Annotated in this window: 30 protein-coding genes and 1 pseudogene; 5 read left to right on the top strand and 26 right to left on the bottom strand. The window is 73.5% G+C overall.

Annotated features, from left to right (window positions below; genetic code table 11):
* Positions 1-35 precede the first annotated feature (35 nt).
* A complete protein-coding gene (locus MID12_RS30415; RefSeq protein ID WP_263172291.1) occupies positions 36-671 on the bottom strand; it encodes a bifunctional 4-hydroxy-2-oxoglutarate aldolase/2-dehydro-3-deoxy-phosphogluconate aldolase in 636 nt (211 codons plus the stop codon).
* 205 nt (positions 672-876) lie between these two features.
* Here MID12_RS30415 and MID12_RS30410 point away from each other — a divergent pair, with 205 nt between their 5' ends.
* The gene (locus MID12_RS30410) at positions 877-1533 is read left to right on the top strand and encodes a hypothetical protein (RefSeq protein ID WP_263172288.1); all 657 of its coding nucleotides are present in this window, start codon (positions 877-879) and stop codon (positions 1531-1533) included.
* Positions 1534-1622: 89 nt separating this feature from the next.
* Positions 1623-2969 (top strand): annotated as a pseudogene (locus MID12_RS30405) (FAD-dependent oxidoreductase); the annotation flags it as partial.
* A gap of 113 nt (positions 2970-3082) precedes the next feature.
* Here MID12_RS30405 and MID12_RS30400 read toward each other — a convergent pair.
* The 5 genes from MID12_RS30400 to ligD all read right to left on the bottom strand — a co-directional run bounded on the left by MID12_RS30400 (position 3083) and on the right by ligD (position 7287).
* Positions 3083-4102 carry an NAD-dependent formate dehydrogenase gene (locus MID12_RS30400; protein ID WP_263172287.1) on the bottom strand — a complete coding sequence of 340 codons (1020 nt, stop codon included), beginning with the start codon at positions 4100-4102 and terminating at the stop codon, positions 3083-3085.
* A 195-nt stretch (positions 4103-4297) separates the two neighbouring features.
* Positions 4298-4543 (bottom strand): hypothetical protein, encoded by a 246-nt coding sequence (locus tag MID12_RS30395; protein WP_263172286.1) that lies wholly within the window; start codon positions 4541-4543, stop codon positions 4298-4300.
* Positions 4544-4619: 76 nt separating this feature from the next.
* Positions 4620-4805 (bottom strand): hypothetical protein, encoded by a 186-nt coding sequence (locus tag MID12_RS30390; RefSeq protein ID WP_263172283.1) that lies wholly within the window; start codon positions 4803-4805, stop codon positions 4620-4622.
* 177 nt (positions 4806-4982) lie between these two features.
* On the bottom strand, positions 4983-6218 hold the full coding sequence (locus tag MID12_RS30385; RefSeq protein ID WP_263172281.1) for a Vms1/Ankzf1 family peptidyl-tRNA hydrolase: 1236 nt from the start codon (positions 6216-6218) through the stop codon (positions 4983-4985).
* Between the two features lie 154 nt (positions 6219-6372).
* Entirely contained in the window at positions 6373-7287 is a 915-nt protein-coding gene (gene ligD / locus MID12_RS30380; RefSeq protein ID WP_263172280.1) for a non-homologous end-joining DNA ligase, read from the bottom strand.
* A gap of 282 nt (positions 7288-7569) precedes the next feature.
* On the opposite strand from ligD, the gene MID12_RS30375 reads away from it, so the two are divergent.
* Entirely contained in the window at positions 7570-8229 is a 660-nt protein-coding gene (locus MID12_RS30375) for an endonuclease (protein ID WP_263172277.1), read from the top strand.
* A 79-nt stretch (positions 8230-8308) separates the two neighbouring features.
* Here MID12_RS30375 and MID12_RS30370 read toward each other — a convergent pair whose 3' ends face one another.
* The 16 genes from MID12_RS30370 to MID12_RS30295 form a co-directional block, all read right to left on the bottom strand.
* Positions 8309-8686: a VOC family protein gene (locus MID12_RS30370; RefSeq protein ID WP_263172276.1), complete on the bottom strand. Its 378-nt coding sequence runs from the start codon at positions 8684-8686 to the stop codon at positions 8309-8311.
* Between the two features lie 68 nt (positions 8687-8754).
* Positions 8755-9156, bottom strand: coding sequence for a gas vesicle protein K (locus tag MID12_RS30365; RefSeq protein WP_263172274.1), 402 nt, complete (start codon positions 9154-9156; stop codon positions 8755-8757).
* Positions 9157-9220: 64 nt separating this feature from the next.
* Positions 9221-9436 (bottom strand): gas vesicle protein, encoded by a 216-nt coding sequence (locus MID12_RS30360; RefSeq protein ID WP_168538671.1) that lies wholly within the window; start codon positions 9434-9436, stop codon positions 9221-9223.
* Positions 9433-10233 carry a GvpL/GvpF family gas vesicle protein gene (locus tag MID12_RS30355; RefSeq protein ID WP_263172272.1) on the bottom strand — a complete coding sequence of 267 codons (801 nt, stop codon included), beginning with the start codon at positions 10231-10233 and terminating at the stop codon, positions 9433-9435. The genes MID12_RS30360 and MID12_RS30355 overlap by 4 nt, the downstream gene beginning before the upstream one ends.
* Positions 10234-10361: 128 nt before the next feature.
* The gene (locus tag MID12_RS30350; RefSeq protein ID WP_040255287.1) at positions 10362-10805 is read right to left on the bottom strand and encodes a gas vesicle protein; all 444 of its coding nucleotides are present in this window, start codon (positions 10803-10805) and stop codon (positions 10362-10364) included.
* Positions 10806-10844: 39 nt separating this feature from the next.
* Positions 10845-12011 carry an SRPBCC family protein gene (locus MID12_RS30345; protein WP_263172269.1) on the bottom strand — a complete coding sequence of 389 codons (1167 nt, stop codon included), beginning with the start codon at positions 12009-12011 and terminating at the stop codon, positions 10845-10847.
* Positions 12004-12618: a hypothetical protein gene (locus MID12_RS30340; RefSeq protein WP_263172268.1), complete on the bottom strand. Its 615-nt coding sequence runs from the start codon at positions 12616-12618 to the stop codon at positions 12004-12006. The genes MID12_RS30345 and MID12_RS30340 overlap by 8 nt, the downstream gene beginning before the upstream one ends.
* A 55-nt stretch (positions 12619-12673) precedes the next feature.
* A complete protein-coding gene (locus MID12_RS30335; RefSeq protein ID WP_040255285.1) occupies positions 12674-12928 on the bottom strand; it encodes a gas vesicle protein GvpG in 255 nt (84 codons plus the stop codon).
* Positions 12929-12983: 55 nt separating this feature from the next.
* Positions 12984-13697, bottom strand: a complete 714-nt coding sequence (locus MID12_RS30330; RefSeq protein ID WP_040255284.1) for a GvpL/GvpF family gas vesicle protein — start codon at positions 13695-13697, stop codon at positions 12984-12986.
* A 2-nt stretch (positions 13698-13699) separates the two neighbouring features.
* On the bottom strand, positions 13700-14146 hold the full coding sequence (locus MID12_RS30325) for a gas vesicle structural protein GvpA (protein ID WP_168538659.1): 447 nt from the start codon (positions 14144-14146) through the stop codon (positions 13700-13702).
* Positions 14147-14241: 95 nt separating this feature from the next.
* Positions 14242-14532 carry a gas vesicle protein gene (locus MID12_RS30320; RefSeq protein WP_040255282.1) on the bottom strand — a complete coding sequence of 97 codons (291 nt, stop codon included), beginning with the start codon at positions 14530-14532 and terminating at the stop codon, positions 14242-14244.
* 197 nt (positions 14533-14729) lie between these two features.
* Positions 14730-15701: an SDR family NAD(P)-dependent oxidoreductase gene (locus tag MID12_RS30315; RefSeq protein ID WP_263172262.1), complete on the bottom strand. Its 972-nt coding sequence runs from the start codon at positions 15699-15701 to the stop codon at positions 14730-14732.
* Between the two features lie 149 nt (positions 15702-15850).
* A complete protein-coding gene (locus MID12_RS30310) occupies positions 15851-17035 on the bottom strand; it encodes an alcohol dehydrogenase catalytic domain-containing protein (RefSeq protein WP_263172260.1) in 1185 nt (394 codons plus the stop codon).
* A 43-nt stretch (positions 17036-17078) separates the two neighbouring features.
* Positions 17079-17681: a flavodoxin family protein gene (locus tag MID12_RS30305; protein ID WP_263172258.1), complete on the bottom strand. Its 603-nt coding sequence runs from the start codon at positions 17679-17681 to the stop codon at positions 17079-17081.
* A 53-nt stretch (positions 17682-17734) separates the two neighbouring features.
* A complete protein-coding gene (locus MID12_RS30300; protein ID WP_263172256.1) occupies positions 17735-18061 on the bottom strand; it encodes a plasmid stabilization protein in 327 nt (108 codons plus the stop codon).
* A 49-nt stretch (positions 18062-18110) separates the two neighbouring features.
* Entirely contained in the window at positions 18111-18998 is an 888-nt protein-coding gene (locus tag MID12_RS30295; RefSeq protein WP_263172255.1) for an SDR family oxidoreductase, read from the bottom strand.
* A 506-nt stretch (positions 18999-19504) separates the two neighbouring features.
* Between MID12_RS30295 and MID12_RS30290 the strand changes: the two genes are divergently transcribed.
* Positions 19505-20656, top strand: a complete 1152-nt coding sequence (locus MID12_RS30290; protein WP_263172253.1) for an FUSC family protein — start codon at positions 19505-19507, stop codon at positions 20654-20656.
* Between the two features lie 84 nt (positions 20657-20740).
* On the opposite strand, the gene MID12_RS30285 is transcribed toward MID12_RS30290, so the two are convergent.
* A complete protein-coding gene (locus MID12_RS30285; RefSeq protein WP_263172251.1) occupies positions 20741-20989 on the bottom strand; it encodes a DUF6479 family protein in 249 nt (82 codons plus the stop codon).
* Between the two features lie 185 nt (positions 20990-21174).
* Between MID12_RS30285 and MID12_RS30280 the strand changes: the two genes are divergently transcribed.
* Positions 21175-22218, top strand: coding sequence for a Ku protein (locus MID12_RS30280; protein WP_263172246.1), 1044 nt, complete (start codon positions 21175-21177; stop codon positions 22216-22218).
* Between the two features lie 92 nt (positions 22219-22310).
* On the opposite strand, the gene MID12_RS30275 is transcribed toward MID12_RS30280, so the two are convergent.
* The 3 genes from MID12_RS30275 to MID12_RS30265 all read right to left on the bottom strand — a co-directional run bounded on the left by MID12_RS30275 (position 22311) and on the right by MID12_RS30265 (position 25624).
* Complete coding sequence (locus tag MID12_RS30275) at positions 22311-23402, bottom strand: GAF and ANTAR domain-containing protein (protein WP_263172244.1); 1092 nt, start codon at positions 23400-23402, stop codon at positions 22311-22313.
* A 174-nt stretch (positions 23403-23576) separates the two neighbouring features.
* Positions 23577-24386 carry a SigB/SigF/SigG family RNA polymerase sigma factor gene (locus tag MID12_RS30270; protein WP_040255274.1) on the bottom strand — a complete coding sequence of 270 codons (810 nt, stop codon included), beginning with the start codon at positions 24384-24386 and terminating at the stop codon, positions 23577-23579.
* A gap of 215 nt (positions 24387-24601) precedes the next feature.
* Complete coding sequence (locus MID12_RS30265; RefSeq protein ID WP_411577084.1) at positions 24602-25624, bottom strand: iron-containing redox enzyme family protein; 1023 nt, start codon at positions 25622-25624, stop codon at positions 24602-24604.
* Positions 25625-25640: the final 16 nt, after the last annotated feature.

Below are 25640 nucleotides of genomic sequence, written 5' to 3'. Positions count from 1 at the left end.
CAGGCCGGCGGCCGGATCAGGGCGGGCGGCGGTGCTCAGGCCGCCGTCCGCCGCGCCGCCGCCATGAACGCCCGCGCGCGCCCGGTGATCTCGGCCCACTCCCCCGCGGCGACCGCCGCGGCCGGGACCACCTCGGAGCCCGCGCACACCGCCCGGGCCCCCGCCGCGAGGAACGCGGCGGCGTTGTCGCCGCTGACCCCGCCGGAGGCGACCAGCGGGGTGCCCGGGTAGGGGCCGGCGAGGTCCTTGAAGTAGCGCGGGCCGAAGGCGTGGGCGGGGAAGATCTTCACCGCGTCGGCGCCGAGGTCCACGGCGCGGGCGACCTCGGTCGGGGTGAGCGCCCCCATGACGACCGGGACGCCCGCCTCCTCGGCCGCCTCCGCGACGGCGGGCCGGCAGCCGGGCGTGACCAGATAACCGGCCCCCGACTCGATCGCCTCGCGCGCCTGCACCTCGGTCAGCACCGTCCCGGCACCGACCCGGCTCCCGGCCTCCTTCGCCGCGCGCCGCAGATGACCGGTGATACCGGGGGTGGTGAAGGTGAACTCCACCCACCGGATGCCGCCCTCGGCGAGCGCCGCGCACAGCCCCGCCGCATCGGCGATCCGCGGTGCCCGGATCACCGCGATGACCCCGTCGGCGGTCAGCTCGGGCAGGAAGTCCTCTGTCATACGGCCGACGCCTTTCGCGAGGTGGACCGGGCCCTGCCGCGGGTCCCTCCCGGGGCGCACCAGGCGTGCGCGAGAGCCTCCCGCGTCTCGGGGAGCGCCGTGGAAATCCTGTGCGGCACCCCCTGGCCCCGGACGCTAATTGAGCTGCGCTGACGTAGTCAATCGCGCGGCGGCCGGTCCGCCCCGCGGGGTCCAGACTGGGGGGATGCGTGCGAACCGACTCCGCTTCCACGGCTGGATCGCGGGCCTGGGCACCGCCTCCGGCACCCGCCTGGTCCTCGGCCACTGGCCGCGCTCCCCGCTGGGTTCCTTCAGCGATGTGATGGCCGAACACCCGGACGGGCACCGGGTGCTGCTCGCCCCCTCCGCGCGGATCGCGGAGTTCGTCTCGGCCACCTACCGCTTCGACGAGGTGCGTACGCAACCGGTGACCGTCCTGCGCACGGAGGCGGACTGGTCGGTGGACGCCGGGCCGCTGCGGCTGCGCTTCACGCCCGGGGCGCGTACCGCGCTCGGCGCCCTGCTGCGGGCGGTGCCGCCCGCTCTCGCCGCGAACACCACCTGGACCGCGCTCTGCGATCTGCCCGCCCGGCTGCTCCTGCCGGGGGTGCGCACCCGCGGCAGCGCGGGCGGCGGGCGCCGCGAGTGGTACGCGGCGCGGGATGTGCACCGCATCACCGCGGCGCGCGCGAGCTGGGACGGCCGGGACCTCGGCCCGCTGCGTCCGGTGGTGCCGCCGGTCCGCTTCGGCTTCGGCTCCGCCCCGCCGCGACCCGCGCTGACCCGGATCCTCACCACCGTCGAAGCCGCCGGGACCGCCGCGGTTCCGGACACGGACCCGGCCGGACCGGGGCGGATGTGACGTAAGAAGCACAGGGGCCGGGCGTGAGATAGGTTAGGCATGCCTTACCTTTGGGGGACGGGTTTGCTCACCAAAGGGAAGGTTGCTCCATGTCACGTGCGCTGAGAGTGGCGATCGTCGGGGCCGGTCCGGCCGGAATCTACGCTGCCGACGCGCTGCTCAAATCCCACGCGGCGGCCGAGCCCGGCGTCTCCATCGACCTCTTCGAGCGGATGCCGGCCCCCTTCGGCCTGATCCGCTACGGCGTCGCCCCGGACCACCCGCGGATCAAGGGCATCGTCACCGCCCTGCACAAGGTACTGGACAAACCGCAGGTCCGGCTCTTCGGCAATGTGGACTACCCCCGGGACCTCTCCCTGGACGACCTGCACCGGTTCTACGACGCCGTGGTCTTCGCCACCGGCGCCGACGCCGACCGCCCGCTGGACATCCCCGGCGCCGAACTGGACGGCTCCTTCGGCGCCGCCGACTTCGTCTCCTGGTACGACGGCCACCCCGACGTCCCGCGCGAGTGGCCGCTCGACGCGGAGAAGGTCGCCGTCCTCGGCGTGGGCAATGTCGCCCTGGACGTGGCCCGCGTCCTCGCCAAGACCGCCGAGGAACTGCTGCCCACCGAGATCCCGCCGAACGTGCACGCCGGCCTGGCGGCCAACCGGGCCCGCGAGGTGCACGTCTTCGGGCGGCGCGGGCCCGCGCAGGCCAAGTTCAGCCCGATGGAACTGCGGGAGCTGGACCACTCGCCCACCATCGAGGTGATCGTCGACCCCGAGGACATCGAGTACGACGAGGGCTCCATCACCGCCCGACGCGGCAACAAGCAGATCGACATGGTGGCCTCCACCCTGGAGAACTGGGCGATCCGCGATGTCGGCAACCGCCCGCACCGGCTCCATCTGCACTTCTTCGAGTCGCCGAGCGAGATCCTCGGCGCCGACGGCCGGGTCGTCGGACTGCGTACCGAGCGCACCGAGCTGGACGGCGAGGGCGGCGTACGCGGCACCGGATCCTTCCGCGACTGGGAGGTCCAGTCCGTCTACCGCGCGGTGGGCTACCTCTCCGAGGAGCTGCCCAAGCTGCCCTTCGACACGGTCTCCGGCACCGTGCCGCACGAGGCCGGCCGGGTGCTCGGCGGGGACGGCACCCCGCTGCCGTCCACCTATGTCACCGGCTGGATCAAGCGCGGCCCCGTCGGCCTCATCGGCCACACCAAGGGCGACGCCAACGAGACCGTGGCCTGCCTGCTCGACGACCACGCGGCGGGCCGGCTGACCACCCCCGGGGCCCCCGACGAGCAGGCGATCGAGACCTACCTGCGCGAGCGCGGGGTGCGCTTCACCACCTGGCAGCACTGGTACCGGCTCGACGCCCATGAGCGCGCGCTGGGCGAACCGCAGGGTCGCGAGCGGGTCAAGGTCGTCAGCCGGGACGACATGCTGGACGGCGAGCGGCGCCTGAGCGCACCGGAGCCGACCGTCCGCCGCCGTGGCCGCCCGAGGAGGCGTACCCGGCGGCGGACCGGCCCCGTCACCGCCTCCGTCCCGCCACCGCCTCAGTCCGCGGCGGGATCCACCAGTACGTAGTCCGCGGGCAGCGGGTCCCCGGCGAGGTGGTCCCGGAGCATCTCCTGGACGCCGTCCGCGATGCGCCGCTGCGCCTCGACCGTCATGCCGGAGCAGTGGATCGTCATGGCGTGGTGCGGCATCGTCCGCCAGGGGTGGTCCGGCGGAGCGGGCTGCGGATACCAGGTGTCCCCCGCGTAACCGGCGAGTCGGCCGCTCTCCAGCGCCGCCACCAGCGCGTCGCGGTCCACCACGGCTCCGCGCGCGGTGTTGACCAGCCAGGCGCCCGGCTTCATGGCGGCCAGCCGGTCCCGGTCGAAGAGGGCCCGGCTGCCGTCCGTCAGCGGCAGCGCCAGGCAGACGACATCGGACTCGGCCACCAGCCGGTCCAGACGCGCGTACCGCACCCCGAGGACGCTCTCGTCCGCGGGCGACCTGCGGTGGTTGGCGTAGTAGAGCATCGTCACGTCGAAGGCCTTGAGCCGCAGCGCGGTCCGCGCCCCGATGGCGCCGAGGCCGATGATGCCGACCGTCTTGCCCTCCAGGTCGTGGGCCTTCGCGGTGGCCTCGGCGACATCCCAGCGGCCGTCGCGCACCTGCTGGTGGGCGGGGACGAAGTTGCGTACCAGCGCCAGGATCTGCAGGACGTTGTGCTCGGCGACGCTCACCACATTGGAGCCGGTCACCTCGGCCACGGTGATGCCGTGCTCGCGCGCCACATCCCAGTCGATGTGGTCGGAGCCGATGCCCGCGGTGATCACGAGCCTGAGGTCCGGGGCGCCCTCGATCCGCTCGCGGCTGAGGTACACCGGCCAGAAGGGCGTGGTGATCAGGACCTCCGCGGCGGCCAGTTCCCGGTCGAGCCCCTCGCCCGTCTCCGTCGTGGTGACCAGCTCGTGCCCGTGCTTCTCCAGCAACGGCCGTAGCTCCAGGGCCCGTTCGGTGTCGGCGAGGACACCGCCGCGCTCACCGGAGTCCGCGGCGGGATAGGAGACGTAGACAACCTTCATGGCGCTGCTCCAGACATGTGCGGGCGCGTGCGGGCCTCCGCGGAAGGCGGGACGACGGGCGCGGTGCGGAGTGCCCTCTCTCGGGGCGGGCGGCCGAACGCGTGGCCCGGGGGCCTCCTCGTGGCGGTGCGGCGCCCTCGCCCCGGGCGGGCGGCCGAGCGGCCCCGGGGCCGGCGGTCCCGGGGCCGCGCCGGCTCACCCCGAGGGCTCTTCGGGCTGCGGGTCGGCCACCGGGCTGGACGGTTCGCTGCGGCGGCTGGTGCCCGCCTCGTCGGTGTCGGGTACGTCCTTGTGCGGCGGGGCGCTGTCCTCCTGCGGGGTCGAGCCCTCCCACGGGTCCGGCGCCTCGCTGTCGGCGTCGGCCTGCTGGTCCGGCGGGTCGTGGGGCACGGGCTTCGACTGCGGACCCGTCTCCTCTTCTTCGTCCCGGATCGCGGGCATACCTCTCTCCTTCCGGGCTGCTGTCACGGGTGCGGCCGCCGGGCCCTGGGGCGCGCGGGCGGCACGGGCGGTGGGCTCAGGGGCGGTTGCGGGCCTCCCGCCGGGCGGACTTGGCCGCCGCCTCCGCCCTGCGCGCCGCCTCCGACTCCTGGCGCCCCTCTTCCTTGAGCGCCGCACGGCCGAGCGCGGCACCGTCGGTCCACTTCTTCGCGGCCTTCGCCCGGGCCAACTTCGCCCGCAGGATCTCCACTTCGCCTGCCATGGTCCGTCCTGTCTCCTTCCGCTCTTCTTTCTCTTTCTTTTTCTCTTTCTCTTTCACTTCCGGGTTCTGTTCGCTCTTCTTCGGGTTCTGCCTGCGGTCGTCGCACGGCTCTCGCGGTTCTCGCAAACCCAGCCGCTCCCGGACGGGGGGTCGGTCGGTCCGCTGCCGGACTCAGCCTCAGCCGGTCCCGGGTTCGGGCTGCGGGTGCTCGCCCTCGGTGGCCCAGCGCAGCACGGCGCCCAGGCCGCCGACCGGCACCTCACCGGAGGCCTCCGAGCCCGAACTCCCCTGCCGTTCGGCCCGGTTGTCGGCCGCGAGGTCCTCCTGCGGCGCGCGTTCCGGTTCGCCGCCCGGCACCAGGACCACCGCGGCGGACGTGGTGACCGCGGAGCGCAGCAGGGCGTCGTCGGCGCGGGTGGCGAAGGGCTCCGGCTCGCCGAGTTCGCGGACCTCGGTACGCCGGGTGGCGAGCTGGTCGGGTTCGGGTCCGGCCCAGACCTCGGCGTAGGTGTCGGGGCCCTCGGGGTGCAGCAGCAGCGTCTCGATACGGTGCTCGCGCGCGGCCTCGACCAGGGCGGGCACCCCGTCCACGGCCTCGGTCCGGCCGTCGGGCCGCTGCCGGGCGGCCTCGAACCGCTCCAGCTGCTCGGCGGTACGCCGCCGCAGGAACTTCTGCTGCTCCTCCTCGACGGCCGCGTCGAGCGACTCCTCGGAGGAACCGGCGGCCCGCCCGCCGTGCCGGGTCTCCACGGCGAAGGGCGCGAGGTGCTGCGGGAGCGACTCCCGTACGGTGCGGCGTTCCCGCTCGTCACCGGCGAGCACGATGAGTTCCGCACCGGTCTCGGCGACCGCTTCCGCGATGCCCTCGGCGACCGTACGGGCGTTCTCCTTCCAGGTGTTCTCGACGCTCAGCTGGAAGTGGCGCTCCGACCAGTCCGCGGAGGCCGTACGGTGCACCGGCCAGTCCCGGCCCGCCACCTCGCCCAGCGGCCGGTAGCGGTCGGCGGTGCGCAGTTCCAGGTCGGCGCCGGTGCGGTCGATGCGGGCGACCAGGCAGTCGGGCTCGTCGGGGAGCAGCCGCACCAGCGGGGCGACATGCGGCAGCGGCGCCCAGGAGGTGAGGCTCCCGCTCTCCGGCGGGGCGGTCAGCCCGGAGGCGTACACCACCTCTCCCCCGGTGGCGAAGACCGCGACGCCCGCGCCGGGCCCGCCGTGGGTGGCGGCCTCCAGCGCCTCCTGCACCGCGCGGCAGGTGGCCTCGTCGGCGCCCTGCCGCGCGAGGTCCTCCGCTGTCTCGCGGGCCTGGAGTTCGCGGCGGGTGGCGAGGGACTCGTCGGCCACCGAGGTGTCGAGGTAGGCGGTCGCCCATGGTCCCCGGCGCTCGTAGAGAGGGGCGAGAGGGGCGAGTTTCATGATTCCTCCAGCGCGAAGGGGCTTTGCTGGTGGTTCAGGGTGCCCGGGCGTGTACGGACCATGCGGCCGCGGCCGCTGCGGATGCCGACGCCCCCATAGTGCACACACCTGGGGGCGGCCCGCCTGCCGCCGCCGGCCGGCCGACTCCGGACCCTCAGCGCAGCCTCTCCAGCCTCCGCCGAGCCGGGCCGAGGGAGCGGCCGCGGAAGGTGCCGGACCAGGGCTTGCGGGCGGCGAGTTCGAGGACGGCGTCGAGTTCGCGCAGGGACCAGTCGCGGGGGCCGAGGCCGGGCTCGTCGAGCTGGTCCCAGGTCAGCGGTACGGCGACCGGGGCCTCCCGCTCGGCCCGCACCGACCAGGGGGCCACGGCGGTCTGCGCGTAGGCGTTGCGCTGCACGTCGAGGTAGAGGCGCTCGCCGCGGGCCTCCTTGCGGACGGCGGTGGTGAGCGAGTCGGGGTGGCGGGCGGCAAGGACCTCGGCGACATCGTGGGCGAAGGCCCGGGAGTCGTCGAAGGAGGCGCGCCCGTCGAGGGGGACGATCACATGCAGTCCACGGGAGCCGGTGCTCATCAGGCGTGCGGGCAGGCGGAGTCGGTCCAGCAGTTCGCGCAACCGGTACGCGGCCTCCCGGGCGGCGGCGAAGTCGCTGCCGGGCGGGTCGAGGTCGAAGACCAGCCGGTCGGGGTGGTCGGGCCGGTCGGCCCGGGAGAGCCAGCGGTGCAGGGTCAGACAGGCCTGGTCGGCGAGGAAGACCAGGGTGGCCGTGTTCTCGCAGAGGGTGTGCACGACGGTGCCGCCCTCCTTCTTCAGCTCCACCCGGTGCACCCACTGCGGATAGTGGTCCGGGGTGTCTTTCTGCATGAAGTGCGGTGTGCCGCCCACGCCTTCGGGCAGGCGCTCCAGCATCAGCGGCCGCCCGCGCAGCTCCGGCAGCAGGTACGGGGCGATGCGGAGCTGGTACGCGGCCAGGTCGGCCTTGGTCGGTCCGTCCTCGGGGAAGAGGCGCTTGCCGGGGCGCCGGATCTCCACGGTGCGGCGTCCGGCGCGCAGCCGCAGGGTTTCGCTCATACCGGCCGGGTACCCGGGTACAGAGCACGCAATCCCGTCCAAATTCCCGAGCCCGGGTCGGGCCTCATGGGTCCGGTGCGGGGGTCTCGGCCGGTCCCCGGCCGGGACAGCCCGCGTACCCGCACACCTGCGTACCCCTGGATCTGCGTACCCGTGGATCTGCGGATCTGCGGGACGCCCGGCGCTCTGGGACCATTCCTGTGGGGCTCCGGCGGGTGCTGACGCCGCCCCGCGGCGCCGTGCGCACCGCCGAGGCCCGGCAACCCGTGAAGGGAGACACCGATGGCCCGCACCACCACCCGCGAGCGCACCGTCGACGCCCTGCTGCGCACGCACGGCGAGACCTATGCGCACGAGGCGGGCATCCGGCTGCGCGACACCCCGCAACCGCTGTACCAGACCCTGGTCCTCGCCGCCCTGCTAAGCGCCCGCATCCGGGCCGGTGTGGCGGTGGCCGCGGCGCGTGCGCTCTTCGGCGCCGGGATGCGCACCCCGGAGCGCATGGAGGCGGCCGGCTGGCAGCAGCGGGTGGACGCCCTCGGCGAGGGCCACTACCGCCGGTACGACGAGAGCACCGCCACCACGCTGGGCAAGAGCGCCCGCTTCGTCCGCGAACGCCACCAGGGCGATCTGCGCCGGATGCGCGCCGAGGCCGACGGCGACCCGCGCCGGATGCGCGCGCTGCTGCGCGAGGTACCGGGCATCGGGCCGACCGGCGCCGACATCTTCCTGCGTGAAGTCCAGGATCTCTGGCCGGAGTTCGCCCCGTACATCGACGGCAAGGCGGTCCAGGGCGCCGAACGCCTCGGGTTGCCGAAGACCTCGCGCACCCTCGGCCGCCTGGTCCCCGAAGGCCACCGCGCCGAGCTGGCGGCGGGCCTGGTGCGGGCCGCCCTGGACAAGGGCGTGGTCGAGGAGGTCAGGGAGGCCGTACCGGCGTAGCGGTGGCGCGGGAGCGCGCCGGAACTACGACGTCGGTTCGCCGGGCGCCGCCAGGCGGACGAAGCGTCCCGGGCTCGCCCTAGTCGGTGGTGAGGGCGCAGGAGTGCCCGGCGGGGTCGGTGAAGAGGCGGGTGTCGTGCTTGCCGCCGTTGTCCCTGGCCTCCACCGGGGTCGCGCCGAGGTCGACGGCCTCGCGTTCGGCGGCGTCCATGTCGGCGGGCGAGACCCGGATGTGCAGATGCGCCTGTTGGGAGTCCTCCGGACGGGGCCAGCTGGGCGGGGCGTAGCCGAGGTCGCGGCGGATGGCGAGGTGGACGCCGTCCGGGCCGACGACCTCCACCAGGTCCTTCCCCTCGCCGGGGCGTGCCTCGGCGTTCAGTAACCCCGCGTAGAACTCGGCCAGTTCGAGGGGTTCGGTGCAGTCGAGTACGAGGACGACGGTCTTGGTGACGGGCACGGTTCACTCTCCTGGAACCTCGGGCGGCCCGGGTCTTCCGGCCCGGGCGCTGGGCGGGTACGGGTGGTTCAGCGGGGCAGCAGCGAGCCCAGGGGGCCCAGGTCGAGGTTGAGGTCCTCCATCTCCAGGCCGTGCTCCGCGCACAGCTCCCCCATGCGGTCGTGGAGCAGCATCAGGGTCAAGCCGATGCGCTCCTCCTGCTCGCTCGTCAGGTCCTCCTTCTCCACCCGGTGCAGGGCCGTGCGCTCCATCAGCTGGCGCAGCAACTCCACCAGAGTGAGGACGAGTTTGAGCAGATCGCGTTCGACCGTCTCCGGGTCGGCGGCCAGCCGGCGCGCCCCGGCGGGTGCCCGGCCGGTCCCCGGCTCGGCGGGCAGCAGGTCGAAGGCCTGGGCGGCGCTGCGCGCAAGGGTGGTGAGCGGATCCTCGCCCTCCCGGTGCTCGGGATCCATGGCGCGGAGCTGGGTCATCGGGCTCTCCTTCGGGGGCGTGGACGGGGCGGGTGTCATCGGGTGCGGTCAGCGGGGCGCGGGCTCACCACGGCCCGGGGTTGTCCGCGTCGAGGGAGCGGATGACCGCGCGGAGGTCGATGTGGACGAGGTCGACATCGGCGATGGACAGGACCAGGTCGCCCGTGAGCACCGCCCCGCCCTGCAGAAGGCGGTCGAGCAGGTCGATGAGCGCCACGGGGGGACCGGCCGCCGGGTGGGCGGCGGGCCGGTCGCCGGGGGCGGGGTGGACGCTCGTCATCGGGGTCCGCCGGTGGCTTCGGGTACCGGGGAGTCCGTGAAGGAGTAGGGCGCCCAGGGCCCGGTGACCTCGACGAAGACGCCCGGGGTGTCCGCGGCGAGGGCGGTGAGCCGGTCCCGGAAGGCGGCCGCGCTCCCGGCGGGCACGAGGTACGCCTCGTTGGCGATGTTCTCCGCGCGGGTGGCCGCCAGTTCGCCCTGCTGCGGCCGGTGGACCACCCGGGCCCGGGCCAGGGAGTCCGCCAACCGCGCGGCCTCCTCGGCGAGTTGGGCGGCCTCCCGGTAGAGGTCCCGGCTCTGCCGCTGCTCGGTGCGGCGGCGTTGCAGATAGGCGCGGCCGGGGCTGGTGGCGGTCGGCGCCGCCGCGGGACGCCGGGCCGCGGCGGCGTCGGCGTAGACCTTCAGGCCCAGTTCGACCTGGCCGTCGAGCAGGTCCAGGAGGCGGCCGAGCCGGGCCGCCTCCCGGACCAGGACCTCGCGGGCGCGGGAATCGTCGAGGTAGACCGTCGCCAGCCGCATCGGCAGCACCGTGGTGGCGGCGAAGGCCGCGTCCACCACGGCGTGGTGGGCCCGGGCCAGCGCTTCGAGGCGGGCGAGATCCTCCAGCTGGGCATGCAGACCGCCTTCGTCGAAGGAGTCGGCCGGGACCGAGGAGACCAGGGCGACGAGCTCCCCGTCCCGGACCGCGCGCAGCGGACCCCCGTCCACCCCAGGGGTGCGGGCGGCGACTTCCTCCAGGGGGGCGAGGTCCCGGCCCACGGCGTAGACGTACGTCATCTCCGGCGCGGCGGCGGTCACGTGAGCCGCCGCGCCGGTCGTCGCTGGCGCGGGGTGGGCCGCCTCCGGCGCCGTAGCCGCGCTGTCCGACGCCCCAGGCCCCTCGGCCCTTGCCGGATCCGTGGTGGGTGCCTCCTGCGGCAGGCCGCTCATCGGGTGCCCTCCTCGTCCGCGGTGGCGGGCCCCGCGCCGCTCTCGGCGCGCAGCCGGTCCAGCTCGGCACGCAGCCGGTCGTTCTCCTCCCGCAGCGAGGACGACCCGGACTCCTCGCGCGGGGAGAGCGCTTCGGCGCCGTCCGCGGAACGTACGGACCCGGGGCGCTCCCGGGACGCACGCGAGGAGAGCGAGGGGTCGTGCTCCCACCAGTCGATGCCCATCTCCTTCGCCTTGTCGACGGAGGCGATCAGCAGCCGGAGCTTGATGGTGAGCAGCTCGATGTCCAGCAGATTGATCTGGATGTCGCCCGCGATCACCACGCCCTTGTCCAGGACGCGCTCCAGGATGTCGGCGAGATTCGCCGAGGAACCCTGCTGCGAGGTGGCCGGAGTCGCCCGCGAAGGGGAAGGCAGACGGCCGGCGAAGGAGTCGGACACGGTGTCGTCCCTTCTGTCTGTGCTCTGCTACGGGGGCGGTCAGCGGGCGGCGGAGGCCGTACGGCGGGAGGACTTCTCCTCGGCCGCGGCGGAGTCCTCGTCCTCGGGGTCCTCGACGTCCTCGGCGTCCTCGGGCTCGGCCTCCTCGTCCTCGTAGGCGAGTTCGTCCTCGTAGGCGGGATCGTCGTCCGCGGGGTCCTCCTCCGCCCCCTCTTCCTCGTCGGCGTAGGCGGCCTCGTCCTCGTCCTCGTCGAGCGGCTCGTCCTCGGCGGCGAGCTCCTCGTCCTGGTCCTGGACGGGCTCGTCCTCCTCGTACTCCTCCTCGGCGCCGGAGTCCTCGGCCCCGGTGCCCTCCTCGCCCTCCTCCTCGGCGGCGCGGGCCTCTTCCTCCTCCACGGCGTCCTCGTGGCTGAGGACGACCTCGCCGTCGCGGATCTCGCCGCGCCAGCCGTCGGTGGCCTCGCCGCGCATCATGAGGAACTTGCGGAAGAGCTTCAGATCGAGGCGGGCGCGGCGGCCCTGGGCCCGCCAGATGTTGCCGGTCTTCTCGAACAGCCCCTTGGGGAAGTACTCCAGGACCAGCAGGACGCGGGTGAGGTCCTCGGTGAGGGCGTGGAAGGTGACCACGCCCTTGACGGTGCCCTTGGCGCCCTCGGTGGTCCAGGTGATCCGCTCGTCCGGGACCTGCTCGGTGACATTGGCCCGCCAGCTCCGGGTGGACTTGGCGACCTTCACCTTCCAGTTGCTGGTGGTGTCGTCCGCGCGCTCCACGCTGACGACGCCCTTGGCGAAGGTGCTGAACTCCTGGAACTGCGACCACTGGTCGTAGGCCTCGCGCACGGGCACGCCGACGTCGATGTCCTCGACGATGGTCACGCTCTTGGACTTGCCGCCGCCCGATTTGCCGCCCTTGCCGAAGGCGCCCTTGATCTTGTCCTTGACGGTGTCCTTCAGCTGCGAGGCACCGGCGGTCAGGGCCGCCTTCGCGGGCGACTTGCCCTCGCTGAGCGCCTTGCTGCCCTTCGCGAGGGGGCCGCTGCCCGATTCGCCGAACTTCGCGGCGGCGTCGCCCAGCTTGCTGCCCAGGTTGCTCACCGCGTGTTCGGCGCGGGCCTGGAGGTAGTTCTGCAGCTCCTGCTTGAGGCGGTCCGTCGCGGGATTGCCGACGACGTCGTCCTTCAGGCGGCCCAGTGCGTTCTCAGCCATTGCGCTCACCCCGCGCCTTGCGGGCGGAGGCCGAGGTCTTCTTCGCCGCGGCGGCGGTCCGCTTGCGGGCGGGCGAGCCCTCGCCTCTGGCCTTCGGCACCGAGGCGGATCCCTCGCGCGAACGGCGGCCGCCCTCCTGGGACTTGCGGGTCGGGGTGCCGGTCTTCCTGGCGGGCGCCTTGCGGCGGGCGGCGGTCTTCTTCGGCCGGGTCTCCTCGGCCTCCTCGCCGTCCCCGCCGTCGCCGTGGGCCGCGCGCCCGTCCTCCTCGGCGCCGGCCTCGTCCTCCTCCTCGTCCGCACGGCGCGAGGAGTCGGCGGTGCCGATCGCCTTCGTACGGTCCTGGAGGGAGTCGGCGAGTCCGGAGACCCGCTTGGTGAGGGCGTCGGTGGCCGCGGACTTGGTGGCGTCCACCAGCTCCTTGCGGACCTGCTGGTTGAGGCCGCTGAGCGCGGGAGAGGCGGCGAGGGTCTTGGCCAGGGCCCGGGGGTCCAGGTCCAGCTTCTTGCCGGCCAGGAACATGCCGAAGCCGATGGCGAGCTTGGCCTTCTTGGTACGGCCCAGCAGGTAACCGCCTGCCAGGGCCGCGCCTATCTTGATATTGGTCATCGTGGTACCTCGGTCGATGGGATGTCGGTGCTGCGGGAGAGGAGGAGCGGCCGGTTCAGCCCTCGGCGATCCGGTCCTGGTAGGCCTCGATCTCCTCCAGGCGGTCGAGGAGGGCGTCCTCCCGCCGGTCGAACTCCTCCTCGTCGATGAGTCCGCTCGTCAACTCCCTTTCGAGATCGGCGAGTTGGCGGCGGACCACCGCAGGGTCGTAGTACTCGCGTTCCGCGGCGAGGATCACCTGGTCGAGAACCCAGGTCGTCCCCCGCACGGGAGCGAGCGGCAGCGTGAGAATGCTCGTGAGGAGGCCCATGGGGGCCACCACCTCCGCGCGCTCGTGGGACAACTGCCGGTGGCGGCGGGGCCGTTCAGACGAAGCTGTACGGCGGCAGCGGACCGGTCAGGGTGAAGGTGTACGCATCGCCCGCCTCGTCGGCCGTCGTGCGCACCGTCTGGCGGAAGAGCGCTTCCCGCTCCTGCGGCACCAGGAAGGAGGTGTTCATGAAGTGGCCTTCGGCGCCCTCCCCGAGGAAGGCCTCCGCGGCGCAGGAGGAGAGGGCGTTCTCGACCCTCTCGGCGGCCGCGCGGTGGCGGGCGGCCACCTCGCCGGAGACGAGTTCACCGAGCGCGACCCGGTCCTCGTGGGTGCCCTGACCGGTGCGGATGCGCTCGTTGAGCTGCCGGGCCGGCTCGGAGTCCCGCAGGATCTCCCGGAGCAGGTCCTCCTCGTCCCGGGAGGCCTTGAGGTTGTACTCCGCGTGTCCGGCGATCTCCTCCAGGCGCTGCCGGTAGGAGCCCTCCCGCTCGATCAGGGAGGCGGACAGCTGGGCGTCGTCCGGGGCCACCAGGCCGAAGCGCATCGGCAGCACCGCGGTCTCCCGCATCAGCGCCTCCACCACCTCCTGGTGCGCGCTGACATCCCGGCGCTTGGCGCGCAGGCGCTCGGGCGCATCGCTGACCACTGCCATCAGCTCACGTCCTCGCACCGTCCGCAGCGCGGCGGCGGGCTCCCCCACACCCTTCAACTCGTCCAGGGGCAGCGACTGCTCGGCGCCGGTGAGGGCGTACACGTAGGTGGACATGCTCAGCCCTCCGAGCGCTGGGCGGACTGCCTGCTGGAGGAGGACTTGCGGGCCGGTCGCTTCCTCGGCGCCTCCTCTTCCTGCCCGGAGTCGTCCTTCTTGCCCTGGAGCGATTCGGTGACCGCCTCGACGGCACCGGTGAGCGCGCCCTTCGACTTGCCCTTGGCGCCGTTCTCGGTCATGTCGCCGACCAGATCGGTGAGTTGGCTCGGTGCCTTGCGGCCCGACTCCAGGTCGAGGCGGTTGCAGGCCTCGGCGAACCGCAGATAGGTGTCGACGCTCGCGACGACGATACGGGCGTCGATCTTGAGTATCTCGATGCCGACGAGCGAGACGCGCACGAAGGCGTCGATCACCAGACCGCGGTCCAGGATGAGTTCGAGTACGTCGTAGAGGTTTCCGGACCCACTACCGCCGCTCGTCGCACTGCTCTGCTGGACGAGTGTCACAGGGGACTCCTTTCGGGGGTTCATGGCCGCGCCGCGACCGCTCGGCGGATTCGCCGGTACGCGGGGGCGCGAGGTGCCGCCGAGGGGCGGGATGTTCAGCGCCGGTCGATCTGGCCGCGGGCGTAGCGCCTGGTGCGCTCGTAGGCGAGGAGTTCGCCCTGCCCGTCGAGTTCGACGCGGTAGGAGGCCATCACCGTCATGGTGTCCGGGACCTTCTCGATCTCGACCACCTCGACCTGCGCGGACCAGCCCTCGTCGGTCGCCTTGACGGCCGAGACCTCGCCGGATTCACGCTGCAGCAGTTCGGCCAGCTGTGAGGCGGCTCGTCGCATGGCTGCGGGCAGACCGATCCGGTCCTGGTCGCTCTTGCTGTCGCTGCTGCTCATCAACTGCCTGCTTGTCCTCGGGGCATACGGGGAAAATCGGCATCCGTCGGCTTGTCCATGGAGTGCCGTGTTGCGGGCGTTCTGCCGCGATGAGAACCGGGGTGCCCCTGCTTTTCGCACCTATGCATGAACGCGCCGAGGAATTCGGGCGGTGCGGGCGGCGGTGCCGGAGGAACCGGCACCGGCGGGACGGCGCCCTACTGGTTGAAGCGGTGCGCCGCCCGGTCGTTGAGGCGGCTGCCGAGGCGGCGCAGCGCGTCCTGCCAGCGGCCGAGCCGGGGCTCCGCCAACCGGTGCCCGGCCAGCAGGTCTTCACCGGGTCCGGGGGCGGGCAGCAGCCGGGCGGCGAGCCCGCTCGCCCGGGTGGTGAGCACGGGGGCCACCCCGTGGGCCAGTCCGGCGGCGCGGGCGGCGGGGGTGAGGACCAGCCGGACGCGGCGCCGCTCGGCGGCCCGCACGATCCGTTCGGCGGCGCGCCGGGCGTCCATCGAGACGAGGGGTGCTCCGGAGAGCGCCGCGAACCAGGCGAACTCCCGGGCCCGGTCGCCCCCGAACTGCGCCTGCCGGTGCGAGCCCGTACGCATCAGGCCCGGGTGCGCGGCGGTCACGCTGACCGCGGAACCGGCCAGCTCGGTGCGCAGCCCCTCGGCCAGCGCGGCGACGGCGGCCTTGGCACAGGAGTAGGGCACCAGATGCGGCACCGCGAGGAGGCCCCCGACGGACCCCACCAGGACCAGCCGGCCGCCGTACGGGCTGCGGCGCAGGTGGGGCAGGGCGGCCAGCGCGGTGTGGACATTGCCCTGGAACATGGTGTCCATCGCCGCGCGGAAGCCCTCCGGGTCGAGGGCCGCGACGGGGGCGACCTGGATGATCCCCGCGACGGAGAAGACCGCGTCGAGTCCGCCCTGCTCCTCGGCCGTCCGGGCGACGAGCGTGCCGACCGCCTCCTCCTCGCGGACGTCGCAGACCCGCGTGGTGGGGGTGGTGCCGGTGTGCCGGGCCACCCAGGAGGCGGCCCGCTCCAGCTCCTCCGGGTCCCGGGCGGCGATGGTCACCCGGTTGCCGCGGGCGGCCAGGCGCGCCGCGAGCAGCAGGCCCAGTCCCCTGGACCCTCCGGTCACCAGCGCCGACTGCCCGGTGAGGGCGGACTTCGTGGGTTCGCGGTCCATGGGGGCCTGCCTTTCCGTCTCGCCTTGCGTGGTCGCCGGACCCTCCTGCGGTCGCCGGACCGTCTCCCGCCGTACGGCGGCCGCGGTGCGCGGGCTCCGGCGGGTACGGACTCGGGCGGCCCCGCGCGCTCCGGCGGCTGCGGCCCCGCTCAGGGCCTGAGCAGGGTCTTCACCATGCCGTCCGCCTTGGCCTGGAAGGTGGCGTAGGCCTGGGGGGCCTCGCTCAGGGGGAGGTGGTGGGTGGCGAAGTCGTCGACGCCGAGGGGGTCCTCGTCGGTGAGCAGCGGGAGGAGGTCCGGCACCCAGCGCAGGACGTTGGCCTGGCCCATCCGGATCTGGAGCTGCTTGTCGAACAGGGTCAGCAGGGGCAGCGGATCGGCCGCCCCACCGTAGACACCGGAGACCGAGAGGGTGCCGCCGCGGCGGCAGATGTCGATGCCCGCGAGCAGCGCGCCGAGCCGGTCCACCCCGGCCTTCTCCATGAGCGGCCGGGCCACGGCGTCGGGCAGCAGTCCGGTCGCCCACTGCGCGGCCTTGGCCACCGGGGAGCCGTGCGCCTCCAGGCCGACCGCGTCGATGACCGCGTCGGTGCCCCGCCCGTCGGTCAACTCGCGTACCGCGTGCGGCAGTTTCCCGCCGTGCTCGCGCAGGTCGAGACAGGTGACGCCGCGGACGCGAGCGCGCTCCAGGCGGGCGTCCACCAGGTCCACGCCGATCACCAGCTCCGCCCCGCGGTGGCGGGCGATCCGCGCGGCCATGTCACCGATCGGGCCCAGGCCGAGGACGGTGACGCTGCCCCCGGGCGGGATGGCGGCGTACTCCACGGCCTGCCAGGCGGTGGGCAGCACGTCCGAGAGGTAGACGAAGCGGTCGTCGGGCGGGCCCCCGGGCACCACCACGGGCAGCGTGTTGCCGAACGGGACGCGCAGGAACTCGGCCTGGCCGCCCGGCACTTGGCCGTACAGCTTGGTGAAGCCGAAGAGCGAGGCGCCGGTGCCCATGCTGCGCACCTGGGTGGTCTCGCACTGCGAGTGCAGTCCGCGGGCGCACATCCAGCAGGTGCCGCAGCTGACGTTGAACGGCACCACCACGCGGTCGCCGACGGACACCGCGGTGACCTCGGGCCCGGTCTCGGCGACGATGCCCATGGCCTCGTGGCCCAGGATGTCACCGGGGTCGAGGAAGGGGCCGAGTACCTCGTAGAGGTGCAGGTCGGATCCGCAGATCCCGGTGGAGGTCACCTGGACGATCACGTCGTCCGGCTTCTCGATCCGCGGATCGGGCACGTCCTCCACCCGTACCTCGCGCTTTCCCTGCCAGGTCAGTGCACGCATGGCGCTGCTCTCCTGTCGTCGGTCCGGTCCGGTCGCGTCCGGGTCATGCCTTGCCGGGGTACCCCGAGGTGGTCAGCAGCCGCGCCAGGTGCAGGGAGTTCAGCGCGAGGGTCCGGGTGGTGGACGCCGTGGCCTCCGGGGTCTCGGACAGGTCCTTGTAATCGGTGCCCTGCATGGCCTCACCGACCCAGTAGGTGACGGCGTTGGGGGCCAGCGAGTACCCCACGTCGTTGAGGCCCTGGTAGAGGTCCGCGCTCACCTTGTGCGCGCCGTCCTCGTTGCCCACCACGGCGACCGCGGCGACCTTGCCGTAGGTACCCGGGTGCCCCTGCTCGTCGGTCTCGGAGAGTTCGGCGTTCAGGCGCTCCAGGACCCGCTGGCTCAGGCTCGCGGGGTGGCCGAGCCAGATGGGTGTGGCGAGCAGCAGGATGTCCGCCGCCAGGACCTTCTCGCGCAGGGCGGGCCATGCGTCGCCGTCCCCCATGTCCACGCCGATCCCGGGCCGTACGTCGTGGTCGGCCACCCGGACGAGCTCGGTACCGACGTCGTGCTCCGCGAGGACGTCCAGGACCTGCCGGGCCAGACGTTCGCTGCTGGATTCCTCCGGGGACGGGCTGAGGGTGCAGACGAGTGCCAGTGCGCGCATCGGGTGGTCCTTCCTGCGGGGTGCGGGCCGGTGACCGGCGTGGCCGCGGCGGGTCAGTAGCCGAGGGCGCGGCGGAGTTCCTCCTTGTTCATCGAGGAGCGGCCCTCGACGTTCTTCTTCCGCGCCTCCGCGTAGAGCTGGTCCTTGGTGGGCCCTTCGGCTCCCGAGTGCGAGCGCGAACCGCCGCGCTCGGAGGCGGACTTGGGGTCCTCGACCGAGGTCCGGCTGGCGCTGCGGGACTCGCCGGAGCGCGCCCGCTCCTTGTTCACGGTGCGGGCGGCGATCTCCTCGGCCCGCTCCTCCCCCACGCCGCGGCGCTGGGCGCCCTCCTTGATGTGCTCGTACTGGCGCTCGCGCTTGGCGTTCGATCCGGCAGGCATGTCGGTGTCCTTTCAAGCGGTTCGTACGGGACGGTTCGTCGGGGGCGGTTCACGGCAGCGGGGTGCCGCCGGTGGCGTTGAGGATCTCGCCGGTGAGGTAGCTCGCCCGGTCGGAGGCGAGGAAGACGTAGGCGGGCGCCAGTTCGGCGGGCTGGGCGGGGCGGCCCAGCGGCGACTGCTCCCCGAAGTGCGCGGTCTCCGGCATCGTGGCGGGGATCAGCGGGGTCCACACCGGGCCGGGGGCCACCGCGTTCACCCGGATCCCGTCCCCGGCGAGCATCTGGGCGAGGCCCTGGGTGAAGGTGGTGATGGCGCCCTTGGTCATCGCGTAGTCCAGGAGGTGGGGGCTGGGCTTGTAGCCCTGGACCGAGGTGGTGTTGAGGATGACGGAACCCGGCCCCATGTGCGGCAGGCACATCTTGCTGAGCCAGAACATGCCGTAGAGGTTGGTCCGCACCACTCGGTCGAACTGCTCCGTGGTGATGTCACCGATGCCCTTGGGCTGCGACATCTGGTACGCGGCGTTGTTGACCAGGATGTCGACCCCGCCCAGCTCCGCCACCGTACGGTCCACCAGGTCGGCGCACCGGCTCTCCTCGCGGATGTCGCACTCCACGGCGAGTGCCCGGCGCCCCGCGTCCGTCACGAGGCGATGCGACCGCTCGGCCTCCTCGCGCTCCTCCGGCAGATGAGTGAAGGCGACATCCGCGCCCTCCCGGGCGAAGGCGAGCACGACCGCCCGCCCGATCCCGGAGTCCCCGCCGGTGACCAGCGCCCGCCGCCCCTGGAGCAGCCCGCTCCCCCGGTACGAGTCCTCGCCGTGGTCGGGGCGGGGCTCCATCTCCTCGGTGCCGCCGGGGTGCTGCTGCTCCTGCTCGGGCTGCTGCGGGCGGGGCCGCGGGGAGTCCGGGTCCTGCGAGCCGCGGGGGTCGGTCATCGTTCCTCCTTCGCGCTTCGCGAGTACCGCCTGGAGGCGAAGCAAGGGGCGTCGGAGCCGGGCGGCGTCAGCCGGGGCGCCCTGCGCCGCCGCGCGCGCCGCCGGGCCGCTCAACTCCTCGGCGGCGCGCGGGCGCCACTCCAGGTGGGTGACCCGAATCGGTACGTCTACACATGGATCTGGCTCCGGATCTCTCGCCGACCGGGCGGGGGCAGGCGGTGCCTGCGCGCGGGTGGGATCCGCGCCCGGCCCCGGAGATCTGCCGCGCCACGTTTACGCTGCCCGCGCGCGGTCACTCCGCTCGGTGTCGCCGCCGTACCTCCCCCACCCTGCGCCCGCCTCCCGGCAGGGGCAACCGATACGGCTCGCGGCCCGGCCCGGGGCCGTAGCAGACTGCCAGGTCAGGGGTGGAGGGCGCACGGCGTGCGCGGCCCTTCCGCACAGTTCCCCTCTAGGCAGTTCAGGTGGCTCCGTTGATACAGCGAACCCGACAAGCGATGGGCGCGGTGAAGCGCCGGCTCCCCTGGGAGGCGGCAGGCGTCTGGTCCTCGGCGCGCAGGGCCTTCCAGGGTCCCGGACCGGAACGCGAACTGCTGGTCCAGTCGCTCAAGGCGGCCGGGGCCGCGGCCCTCGCCTGGGCGGTGGCGGGCTGGTGGTGGAAGGCCCCGATGGCGCTGATGGCCCCCTGGGCCGCGGTCGTCCTGGTGCAGGCCACCGTCTACCGCTCGCTGCGCTCCGCCGTGCAGCACGTCCTGGTGGTGACCGCCGGGACCGCGATCGCCGCCGCCACCGCGGCGCTCACCCACAACACCATGGTCGCGATGGTCATCGCGCTGCCGCTGACCGTGCTGCTCGGCAACTACAGCCGCTTCGGCAGCCAGGGCCTCTACGCCGCGAGCACCGCGCTCTTCGTCCTCGCCTACCAGTCCTCCACGCCGGCGGACGTCGGCCACCGCGTCATGGAGACCCTGCTCGGCGCCTGCATCGGCGTGGCCGTCAACGCGCTGATCCTGCCGCCGCTGCACACCCGCGGACTCGACCGGCTCCAGGCGGACATCCCGCGCCGGAGCGCCCGGCTCTTGCAGGACATGGCCGACTCCGTCAGTACGGGGTACGACATCGAGCAGGCCGAGGAGTGGCACACCAGGGCCCGGTATCTGGGCGGCGCCGTCACCGAACTGCGCACCGCGCACAGCTGGCACGAGGAGAGCCTGCGGCTGAATCCGGCCCGCCACCTGCGGCGCACCACGCCCGCCCGCCGGGCCTTCGAGGAGGACCTGCACTGGGCGCACATCACCGACCATCTGGAGGCCCTGGCCCGCACCCTGTGGGAGGCGGCGGGCACCCGGCCGGGATTCGACCTCCCCTCGCAGCCCGCCCTCGACATCCTCGCCGAGCTGCTGTGCTCCGCCGCCGAGGTCTGCCGCGCGGACGCGGCCCTGTACGCCGCCGAGGAGGACGAGAAGGACGAGGAGACCGTCACGGCCGCGCGCGGCAGGCATCTCCACGAGGCCCATCTCGCCATGGAGCGCCTGAAGGACCTGCTGCGCTCCGGGCGCGGCACCGGCACCCCCGGCCTCGGTGCCCTGAACGCGGAGAGCCAACGCCTCCTCGTCGAGCTGGCCGAGGTGGCGGGATCGCCGTACGCACCCCGGTGAGACCGCCGTACGGACTCCGGTGAAGCGCGGTACGGCTCCGGTGAGACGCACGCGGGGCGTGCGGCCGTACGTGCGGCCGTGCGGTCAGGGGTGCGGGTGGCCCTGGTCGGGGTCGTCGCCCGGGGTCTGCCAGGTGTCGCCGCGCTGGGTCTCGCCGCGGGCGGGCTGGGTTCCGGTCCCGGCGGGGGTGCTGGCGGCCCGGCGGGAGGCGACACGGCGCCGTCCCGCGAGGAAGGCACCGATGAGCCCGAGGACGACCACGATGCCGATGACGATCAGGAACATCGAGGTGCCGGTCGATGCGGCCAATACGGTGTTGCTGTTGCTGTTCATCCCTCTCCTCTACCCTGCTCGGCCGCCCCTATCGGTTTCGGCTGCCCCATCCGGGTTGTTCCGCCCCGGTGGGGGTGCCGCGCGCAGGCAGGCCGCCGTCGCCGGGGCCCCGATTGCGATCACCGCCCCGGTGGCCTGCGATGGAGGCAGGACCGCGGGCGGCCGCGGAGGAGGGAGTCCGGGTGATGGCCCGACCCGTGTGGACCGGCACGCTCTCCTTCGGCCTGGTCAGCGTGCCCGTGCAGCTGTACGGCGCGACCCGCGGCCACAGCCTCCGCTTCCACCAGCTCCAGCGCGGCACCTCCGACCGGATCCGCAACCGCCGGGTCAACGAGCGCACCGGCGAGGAGGTCCCCGCGGACGACATCGTCAAGGGCCTCGACGTCGGCGAGGAGTACGTGGTGGTCGAGCCGGAGGAGCTGGACGACATCGCGCCCGGCCGGTCCCGCTCCCTGGAGATCAGCGGCTTCGTCGACCTGGACGAGGTCGAGCCGGTCTACTTCGACCGCACCTACTACCTGGGCCCGAAGGGCGAGGAGAACGAGAAGGTGTACGGGCTGCTGCGGGACGCCCTCGCCCAGTCCCACCGCGCCGGGATCGCCACCTTCGTGATGCGCGGCCGGGAGCATCTGGTCGCGGTCACCGCGGAGGAGGACATCCTCGCTCTGCACACCCTGCACTGGGCCGACGAGGTGCGCAGCCCCCGCGAGGAGGTCGGCCCGGTGCCCGAGCGGGTCAGGGGCGGGCCCTCGAAGAACAAGGAGCTGCGTACGGCGGTGCAGTTGGTGGAGGCGATGAGCACCGCGTGGGATCCGCAGGAGTACCACGACACGTACCAGGAGAGCGTGCGCTCGCTGGTGGAGGCGAAGAGCCGGGGCGAGTCGGTGCCGAAGGCGGCGGAACCCGCGGAGTCGACCAATGTGATCGATCTGATGGACGCGCTGCGGGCGAGCGTCGACTCGGCCCGGCAGGGCCCGGGGCGGGGCGGCTCGGGGCGGCGGGGCTCGGGCCGCAGCAGCCGGTCGGGCGGCGGCGCCGAGGGCGGCAAGCAGGGCGGCGGCAAGGCGAAAGGCCGTACGGCGGGCGGGAGTTCGGGCCGCGGACTGGACGGGCTCAGCAAGGAGGAGCTGTACGAGCGGGCCACCGAGGCCGGGGTGCGCGGCCGCTCCTCGATGAACCGAGGGCAGTTGATCGAGGCGCTGGGCGGCACCGGGTCCAAGAGCGCCTGAGTCCTGCGCCGCGAGCGGGTCGGAGCGCCGGTCCGGCGCCGGGTCCGGCTGTGCCCGCCCGATGCGCTCCGGAGGCGCTCGCAGGCGCGGGGTCAGGTCGCGGGCGGGACGGACAGGGTTCTGGCCCGCCGGTGCAGGAACTCCAGGGCGTCCATCACCACCGTACGGCGATGCCAGTCCAGCCAGGCGCCCGTCTGCGCGGCGATCAGGTCGAGGGCCTTCTCCTCGATCTCGGAAGGACCCGTCCGGCCCGCCGGGGCGAAGACCGTGATCACACCGGTACGGGCGCCGGAGGGCGAGAGCAGCGGGGCGCAGTGCGCCCTGCCCACGCCCGCCTCCCGCAGCAGCCGGCCGAGGCTCTCGCCGAAGGGCGAGCTGTCCTCGTCCGCGAAGTGGTCGATCCGTACGCCGCGTTCCAGCGCCCTGGCCGCCATGGTCTGCTCCTCCGGCTCGGGGACCCGGGCGAAGAGGTCGAGGAGTTCCTTCGGCATCTCGTGGTCGGCCTCCAGTTGCAGGCCGATCACCGGGTCCACCACCTGGAGGAGGCCCCAGTCGCTGCGGGTGCCGCGCAGGGCGGCCCGCAGCGCGGCCTCCGCGAGCGCGCTGCGCGGCACCCGGCTGCGCTCCATCTGCCGGGCGAAGTCCAGGGCCGGGACGGGCGCCCGCTTGCGGCCCGGGAACCACAGCGGCACCTCGCCCGGGGGCCGCGGCGCGCTCAGGAAGGCGGCGGCCAGGGAGCGCAGCTTGATGTTGTGGCGCTGCGAACTCTCCCGCAGCAGATCGAAGGTGCTGACCGCGGCGGGCAGCGCGTACCGCTCCTGGAGCACGCCCTGCGCCTGGGCGATGAGCGGCCTGGTCAGCAGGCTGGCCCGCAGGTCCTGGAGTTGGCGTTCGAGTACGGAGGCCTCCTCGCCCGGCGCCCCGGCCGGATCGCTCCGGTGCCGGGCGAGGTCCGGGTGGGAGAGCCACTCACCGGTGAGGACGACCCGGGGGTGCTGCTCGCCGCCCGCGAGTACCAGCCGTATCAGGGCGTGGGCGGCGGCCTCCGAGAGCCGGACGGCGCGGGACAGCTCCAGTGCCACGAAGGGGCCGGCGTCCGCCTCGTGCGCGAGCCGGTGTATCCGGGCGGTGAGTTCGGCGCAGGCCTCCTCGTCCACGTCTCCGCTGAGGTGCAGAGTCCTCACCCGCGCGGCCGGCCAAGGCCGTTCACCGGGGGAAGACGTGAAGGAACTGGAGGGCACGGAGGTCTCCTGAGCAGCGCGAGATGGCGGGCCGCGCTGCTGGACCCGGGAACACCCTAGACGATCACTCCTCTTCGCGCCTCGCCCGCCTCGGGAAGGTCGCGGCCCCGCGCCCGCTCACGCCTCCGCGCCCTCGTCGACCTCCTCGACATCCCGGCGGACCTGGGCGCAGGCCTGGCTGATGAGGCGCGAGACATGCATCTGGGACAGCCCCAGCTCCGCCGCGATGGTGCTCTGGGTCATGGAGCGGAAGAAGCGCATGTAGAGGATGCGGCGTTCGCGGTCCGGCAGCCGCGCCAGGGCGGGGCGCACCGCCTCCCGGCCGATGACGAGGTCGAAGCCGGGGTCCGAGGCGCCGAAGCGGTCGGCGAGGGTGCTCTCGCTGCCCTCGCCGTAGCTCACGTCGGTGGACAGCGGGCGGTAGCTGTGCAGCGCCTGCATCCCCTCGCGGACCTCCTTCTTGCTCAGCCCCGAGTAGTCCGCGATGTCCTCGACCTGGGGCTGGCGGGGCGAGGTCCGCGGCGCGAGTTCCCGGTAGGCGGCGCGTACGGTGCCCCGCAACTCCTGTACGCGGCGGGGCACATGGACGCCCCAGGTGTTGTCCCGGAAATGGTGCTTGATCTCGCCCTGAATGGTGGGCACGGCGTATGTCTCGAAAGCCGGTGAGACCTCGGGATCGAATCCGTTCACGGCTTTCACCAGGCCGAGCGCGGAAATCTGGCAGAGGTCTTCCCAATTCTCCCCGCGGCCGCGGTATTTGGCCGCGATACGGCGGGACATCGGCAGCCAGTCCGCCACGATCCGGTCCCTGAGGACCCAGCGGCGGGGCCCTTCCGGCAGTGCGCGCAGCTGCCGGAACGCGTCTTTGGTGTCTCCGTACGAAGTCGGCTTCTTCTGTTCGGGTATCGGCAGAACTGCTGTGGCCATCGGTGATCCTCCGCAAGGCTCTCTCTTTGGCGGGCGATCACCGGAAAACGCTGTCCGGACACACGACCACCCGCGAGGGTGCCTGGTGTCCTAAGCACTGCGGTCTCTTCTATCCGGCTTTTCTCCGCTCACACCCCCCGCTTCCCGACCGAGTGCTCCGAGCGGTGCTCCGCGGGCGGGACGCGGCAGCTGTTCCGCCCTCGCGGCGCCTTGCCTCAGGCGGGCGGGCGCAGCGCGCTCTCCCCGTTCCGCCACCGGCCGAGGACGGCCTCGCCGAACCTGTCCTCGACCAGCGCGGTGGCCTCGACCCCGAAGCCGATCTCGCCCGCCAGCCAGGGCTCCTCGCGCAGCAGTCCGCCGACCACCTGGTGGCGCACCACCTGCTCGTGCACCGCGTCGGCCTCGACGTGCTCGGTGTAGAAGCGGACCGCCGCCGCCCCGGCGCCGACCCGCCGCATGGCCGCCGCCAGCCGCCGCGAGGCGGGCGAGGAGGTGGTCTCCACATGGGCGAAGTGCCCCACCAGGGCGCCGCGTCGGGCACGGTGGAGCCCGAAGAGCGACATCAGGTTGACGACGGCCAGCATGGCGGCCGGGGCCCGGTCCAGATAGCGGCCGTACGCGGTGTCGAGCCCGAGGTCGTCCATGAGGTCCGCGAAGAGCCGGGCATGGATGTCCTCGGCCCGCCCCGCCCCGAACTCGTCGAACTCGACTGCCACCATGGCCGCCTTCGCCGTCCCGGTCAGCCGCGGGATGACCCAGGCGTGCGGATCGGCCTCCTTCAGGTGGTAGAGGGAGCGCAGCGCCGCGTACTCCCGCACCTGGGCGAGGGTGGCCTTGCGCGCCAGGTGATGGCTGAGCCCGGGAGGCTGGGCGGTGGACCCGTCGTCCTCAACGAGGGCGTCCAGCGCGCGGGCGGGGTCGCCGCCGGGTACGGACGCGCGCAGGACGCCCAGGTAGCGGCGTTCCAACTCCCCGCGCAGCCGCAGCAGGTCGGGGTCCCATTCGCGGTCCTCGCCGACGTCCGCGAATCCGCGGTAGTGCAACTCGTAGAGCGTGTACAGCGCGAGGTGCAGATCCTCGCCCCAGGGCTCGGCCTCGTCCACCGGGCCGAGGACCGCGGGCGGCACCGGCCCCGCGGTACGCAGGGCCCGGACGACCGCCTCCGACAACGGGCCGCGCGGCTCGGGAAGGCGCGGGCCCGCCGGTCCTTCACCACCGGGGGCGGGGCGGGCCGTCAAAGTGTCCACGCTGGGA

It is taken from the genome of Streptomyces sp. SCSIO ZS0520 (genome assembly GCF_025643355.1).
Classification (GTDB): domain Bacteria; phylum Actinomycetota; class Actinomycetes; order Streptomycetales; family Streptomycetaceae; genus Streptomyces; species Streptomyces physcomitrii.
Note: the sequence above shows the minus strand (reverse complement) of the source record. Positions and strands in the feature narration are given on the sequence as shown.